The 643-nt window shown below is 70.3% G+C and carries 1 protein-coding gene; it reads left to right on the top strand.

Features of this window, described 5'->3' with window-relative positions:
• On the top strand, positions 1-643 hold a 643-nt coding region (locus tag KBW98_RS23805), incomplete at both ends, for a S8 family serine peptidase (RefSeq protein WP_211522636.1).

The following is a 643-nucleotide window of genomic DNA, read 5'->3' as shown; positions in this document are numbered from 1 at the left end:
ACTGGCCGCCGAAATGATGGCGCGCGACCCGAACATCGAGTATGCCGAGCCGGACCGCATCATGACCCACATGGCGACCGCCAACGACCCGATGTACAGCCAGCAGTGGCACTACACGGATTCGGTCGGCGGCCTGCGCCTGCCGGCCGCCTGGGATGTGTCGACCGGCTCCGGCGTGGTCGTGGCCGTGATCGACACCGGCTACCGTCCGCACACCGACCTGAGCGGCCAGATCCTGCCGGGCTATGACTTCATCGGCGATACCTTCGTCTCGAACGACGGCAACGGCCGCGACAGCGATGCGAGCGACCCGGGCGACGCCATCGCCGTCGGCGAATGCGGCGGCGGCCAGCCGACCCGCGCCCAGACCTCGAGCTGGCACGGCACCCACGTGGCCGGCACCATCGCCGCGCGCACCAACAACAGCGTCGGCGTTGCCGGCGTGGCCTACAACGCCAAGATCGTCCCGGCCCGCGTGCTGGGCAAGTGCGGCGGCTATACCTCGGACATCGCCGACGCGATCACCTGGACCTCGGGCGGCACCGTCTCGGGCGTGCCGGCCAACGCCAACAAGGCGCGCGTGCTGAACCTGTCGCTGGGCGGCGGCGGCGCCTGCGATTCGACCACCCAGGCCGCGATCAAT

Origin of the sequence: Massilia sp. ST3, assembly GCF_018119405.1 — a bacterium.
Classification (GTDB): Bacteria; Pseudomonadota; Gammaproteobacteria; order Burkholderiales; family Burkholderiaceae_D; genus Telluria.
This window is presented reverse-complemented; position numbering and strand designations above follow the sequence as displayed.